This is a genomic window from Sphingomonas sp. ACRSK (genome assembly GCF_022346685.1).
GTDB lineage: Bacteria > Pseudomonadota > Alphaproteobacteria > Sphingomonadales > Sphingomonadaceae > Sphingomonas > Sphingomonas molluscorum.
This window is the reverse complement of sequence record NZ_JAKRNR010000070.1, coordinates 1-4,696: the sequence shown is the minus strand read 5'-3', so window position 1 is coordinate 4,696 and position 4,696 is coordinate 1. Positions and strand designations below refer to the sequence as shown.

4 protein-coding genes are annotated in these 4,696 nt (G+C 64.9%); 1 reads left to right on the top strand and 3 read right to left on the bottom strand.

The genetic code is table 11. From position 1 onward, the window contains the following. Positions 1–79: 79 nt before the first annotated feature. The 3 genes from MHZ35_RS17645 to MHZ35_RS17635 form a co-directional block, all read right to left on the bottom strand. Entirely contained in the window at positions 80–832 is a 753-nt protein-coding gene (locus MHZ35_RS17645) for an ArdC family protein (RefSeq protein WP_239436821.1), read from the bottom strand. A gap of 457 nt (positions 833–1,289) precedes the next feature. Next, complete coding sequence (locus tag MHZ35_RS17640) at positions 1,290–3,275, bottom strand: TonB-dependent receptor plug domain-containing protein (RefSeq protein WP_239436820.1); 1,986 nt, start codon at positions 3,273–3,275, stop codon at positions 1,290–1,292. Between the two features lie 4 nt (positions 3,276–3,279). Continuing rightward, positions 3,280–3,921 (bottom strand): cation transporter, encoded by a 642-nt coding sequence (locus MHZ35_RS17635; protein WP_239436819.1) that lies wholly within the window; start codon positions 3,919–3,921, stop codon positions 3,280–3,282. A 67-nt stretch (positions 3,922–3,988) separates the two neighbouring features. Here MHZ35_RS17635 and MHZ35_RS17630 point away from each other — a divergent pair, with 67 nt between their 5' ends. Then, positions 3,989–4,411 carry a MerR family transcriptional regulator gene (locus tag MHZ35_RS17630; RefSeq protein WP_239436818.1) on the top strand — a complete coding sequence of 141 codons (423 nt, stop codon included), beginning with the start codon at positions 3,989–3,991 and terminating at the stop codon, positions 4,409–4,411. Positions 4,412–4,696: the final 285 nt, after the last annotated feature.

Here is a 4,696-nt window from a genome sequence, read left to right as displayed (position 1 = left end):
TCAGGCCGGACTACGCCAGCTTATGGATAGCGCTTCATCCGGCCTGATGACCCCCTGCGTCGTGCCCGGATCATACCGTTCAATGAAGCGACAGGCACGGTGCAGACTGTCCAGATAAGGCGACCAGTTCCTCACGGGCATAGTCCTCGCGCTTGGTGGACATGAGCGTGGGACGGGCGAGCCGGTCGACATGGCCTGTTGCGTGGCAAAGCTCGTGCGCGAGGGTCGAATAATAGGCATCGCTGGCGTGGAAGTCGGCAAAGGCCGGCATGACGACGTGATCGCCGCTTGGCTGATAGTAGGGCTGCGACCCGTGATGCCGCACGGTGACGGGCACGCGGGAAAAGAGGGTGTCCAGCTCGGCGTCGCGCTCGTCTGGATTGGTGGCGGTGATGATCGGGGGAGGGGCCGGGTATTTCGCCTCGATGCCGTCGATCTGCTCGGCATTGAAGACGGTGTAGCGCTTGAGGAACGCGACCTGACGCTTGCCCTCGTCGCTCCCCTGATCGCCCTTGCCGTCGTCCACCTCGATCTTGTTGGCATAGACTACCGTGGAGCCCTTCTCGCCCTTGCGGACGCAACCGCCGAGCGCGAGTGCCTGCTTGAAGGTGAGCCAATGCGGGGAGGCATAGCCCTTCGTCATGGATGCGACCCACAAGGTCAGGACGTTGATGCCGCGATAGGGAACGCCGGTTGAGCGGAGCGGGATATTGGGCGCGGTGCTACCGTTCCACGACTTCGACCAAGGCCGGGTGCCCGCCTCGATCATGGCAATCATCTGGTCGGTGATCTCCTGATAAATGTCAGCCCGGGTGTCGGTGATCCGTCCCATGATTTCTTCCTTTCCTTCGAGGCTGCAAGCCGGTCGCAACAGCAACCGGCTCTGCCTTTCCGGCGAGGAACGGGATGGGGAGGGAGGGCGAGAATCTTGCCCCTGGCGCGGGCGAGCCGCCTAGCGCGGTCGACGCCTACAAGGCGTCGGGTACTGCGGTTGGCGGATTACACGGGGGGCACGATTGTCGTTCGGGAACGAAAGGGCAGCCGCCCTTGGTGTTCCCCGCGCCGAACGGCCTCCGGGGGAGGGATGCGGCGCCAGCAAGACGCGCTGCACGCAAGCGTGCATCCACTGGTGTGCCACGTGGCACACCTCAGGCCATTCCAGCGCCGTCCGCCGGCCACCATGGCCGGCGAGTTCTGACACTGATCTCTGACACCGGCGGGCACGTGGATAGCCGTAGCCCAACCATACCCGTCAGAACCGACCGGTTGTGACACCGGCGTTGTATTTGTCAGCTACCGCCAAAGCGGAACCGGACTCCACCATTCAGCACGAACCCCTCGGTGGGTGCCCACACATCGACCGTCCAGCGACCATCGGGCGCTCGGGTGGGGCGTAGGATCGGATCGTATTTGGTCTGCCGGATGCCGAGGATGTTCTCGGCATTGAGGAACAGCCTAGCGCGGCCGAGCACGATCTCGCCCAACACGCCGAGTTCGACGTAAGGACGGCTGCGTTCCCGATAGGGGTTGTCCTCAAGTCGCTGCCGGCCAGTGTAGTAGGCCTCGAAGCCGAGCCGGCCTTTGCCCTCCTTCTCCCAGACGGCCACCACGCCCGCCGTGTCGCGCGGGGTGCGCTCGACGCTGCGGCGTCCCTGGCCGATCGGGTCGGGTTCGGTCGCGTGGACATGGACGTAGCTGCCCGTCACGCTGAAATCGTTTAAACGCTGCCGAACCAGCAGCTCGACGCCGCGCGCGCGCGTCATGCCGTCCACCGACACCAAGCGGACGCTCGCTGGCCCGGTCGGATCAAGCCGCAAGGCATTATCGACGCGAGACGCGAACAGCGAAGCATTCACCTCGGTTCGGCCGCGGGTGTAGCCCACATCGAGCGAAGCGGTGTCGGCGACCTCAGCCTTCAACCCGCCAAGCGGCTCCAGCCGCGAAAGTCCCGCGTCCTCAATCTCGTCCACGAACGGGGTGGGCGCAAAAAACCCGCGCCCGACCGACGCACGGACGGTCCAGCGATCAGGCCGGTAAAGCAGCGACACGCGTGGGCTGAGCCGGGTGCCATAGTCGCTGTGGAAGTCGGCGCGGGCGCTGCCGGCGATAGTCACGTCGCGGGTCACGTCATGCTCGATCTGCCCGAACACTCCCGGAGCCGTATAGCTGTAGTCGAACGTCGGGAACGTCTCGGACCGATAATCATCGACCTGGAACGCGATGCCCGCGACCCAGCTCGTTCCGCCCGCCTTGTCGGCAATCGACGCCTCGCCGAACGCGGTGCGGTGCCGGTCGTCCTCGATCACATCGCCGAACCGGTGCCGGTGATCCTGCGTCATGCCCGACGCGCGCACGCGCACCGTCCCCAGCCCGTCAACGGGCAGCTCGGCCACAAGGCCTGCGTCTAGGCGCGTCGTATCTTGATCCTGTCGGTAAGGACGACCATCGGGCACGACGCGGCCGGGTAGGGTTCCGCCGTCGCGGTCCTCAGTCATCGCGCCCACCGTGGCGAACACACTGGCTCCGTCCGACCCTTCCCAGAACAGCCGGGGGCGCACCGTGTATCGGTCGAAGCCGGGCATGTCCGCCCACCCATCGTCATTCAAGTCCTGCCGGCGCTGCCGATGCGCGCCGCCCGTGATTGAGCCGCTGAACCCATTCCCGAGCGGTGCCGCAGCATAGCCGGTCGCATCCTGGCCGTTGCGAGTCGTCGCGTTCAACAGGAACTCGGCTTCGGGCGCATCGCCGGGACGACGCGAGACAAGGTTGATGACGCCACCCAGCGCGGAAGGGCCATAGAGCGCGGATGCAGCGCCCTTGATGACCTCCACCCGCCCCAGGTCGGTAGGGGGTATCTGCAACAGCCCAAGGGAGGACGCCTGCCCACCAAAGAGCGGAAGACCGTCTGCCAGGAGCTGGGTATAGCGGCCCTCCAACCCGCGCACGCGCACGTTCGCCGCGCCGATCGCGGGCGATGTAACCTGCACGCGCAAGCCCCCCGTCTCGGCGACGACCATTGAGATATTGCTGGGGGCCATGAGGATCTTCTCCTCGATCTCCTCACGGTCGATCACTTCCACCCGGATCGGTTCGTCCTGCACCCGGCGACCGGAGCGCGTCGCCTGAACGACGATATCTTCGCCTTCCTCCTCCGCTTCAGGGGCGGGCTGCGCCTGCGGCGTGGGTGCATCCTGAGCGTTGACGGCATGGCCGGGCAACGCTGCGATCAGGGCGGCCGTGCCGATCAGGAAGTGGCGGGTCAAAGCGATTTGCATGGATTTACTCCGCCGCGACCATAGGGGCTGCTTGGGTGGTCGCCAGCTCGCGCCGTGCCTGCTGCACGATCTGCGCGCCGCCCCACAAACCAAGCCCGGCCATCAATGTCGCGACGATAAGGTCCGGCCATGCCGTGCCGGTGCCGAACACGCCCGCTGCCGCTGCAACGACGGCGACGTTGCCGATCGCGTCGTTGCGCGAGCATATCCACACCGATCGCATGTTCGCGTCGCCGCCCCTGAACCGGAACAGCATCACCGCGACGATCACGTTCGCAATCAAGGCCGCGACGCCGATCGCACCCATGATCCCGGCCTGCGGCACATCGCCGTGAAGCACTGCCCATGCGGTGGCGATCAGGACGTAAATCCCCAACACCGCCAGTGTTGCGCCTTTGAGCAACGCGGCTCGCGCGCGCCACGTCAACGCCATGCCTGCGACGCCCAAGCTGATGGCATAGTTGGCGGCATCTCCGAAGAAATCGAGCGCGTCGGCTTGCAGCGCCTTCGAGCCGCCAGTGATGCCGGCGACGATCTCGACCGCGAACATGCCCGCGTTGATGGCGAGCGCGATCCAAAGCACGCGCCTCCACGCGGGCCCGTCATTCGCCGACCGCTTCTCGGAAGGGCAGGAGTTGCACGCCATGATCGTCACCTCGACCGAATCGTCATGGCCACCTATCTAGTCCCTGTAGTCACTACAGGGTCAAGTGATGGTCGAAGTGCTCACGATCGGGAAGCTCGCCAAGGCCGCGGCCACCAAGGTCGAAACGGTCCGCTGGTACGAAAAGGTAGGTTTGATCGACCCTCCTGTGCGGACGGATGGCAACTATCGCTCCTACACAGCTCACGATCTATCCCGATTAACGTTCATTCGGCGCGCCCGCGACCTCGGGTTCCCGCTCGACCAAGTGCGCGCATTGCTTGATCTGGCAAGTGAGCCTGGCCGCGACTGCGGCTCGGTCGATGAACTCACGAGCGGGCATCTGGCCGATATAGACCGCAAGATCGCGGACCTCGCCGCGCTCCGGCGCGAGCTGGCTGCGCTGCTGACCTCCTGCCGGGGCGGCACCATGTCCGAGTGCCGCATTTTGGAAGCGTTCGCGCCGGCTTCTTGCAAGCCAGCAAACCGGTGAGCCATGGTGTCACAACCGTCCGTGGCTGTTGAAAAAGACGGGTTCGGCTGGCCTGTCCCGCACGTAATAGCATTTCGAGGATGAGCATTATTCTCGGTAGCGCGGCCTGGGCCTGGGCCTGAGCCCGAGCGGATCGATAGGTTCGGGTATGCTGACGTGAAGATCTGAGCTGCCCCCTTCTGAGTGGTCCATCGACTATGACAGTCTGGATCAAGGAAGGGACGACGAATGCCTTCGAAGAAGCACAAGCCCGAGGAGATTATCGGGAAGCTGCGTGAGGTTGAG

Coding starts and splice junctions, on each gene's coding strand:
- MHZ35_RS17645 (WP_239436821.1), bottom strand. CDS start 832: ATGGGACGGATCACCGACACCCGGGCTGACATTTATCAGGAGATCACC.
- MHZ35_RS17640 (WP_239436820.1), bottom strand. CDS start 3,275: ATGCAAATCGCTTTGACCCGCCACTTCCTGATCGGCACGGCCGCCCTG.
- MHZ35_RS17635 (WP_239436819.1), bottom strand. CDS start 3,921: ATGGCGTGCAACTCCTGCCCTTCCGAGAAGCGGTCGGCGAATGACGGG.
- MHZ35_RS17630 (WP_239436818.1), top strand. CDS start 3,989: ATGGTCGAAGTGCTCACGATCGGGAAGCTCGCCAAGGCCGCGGCCACC.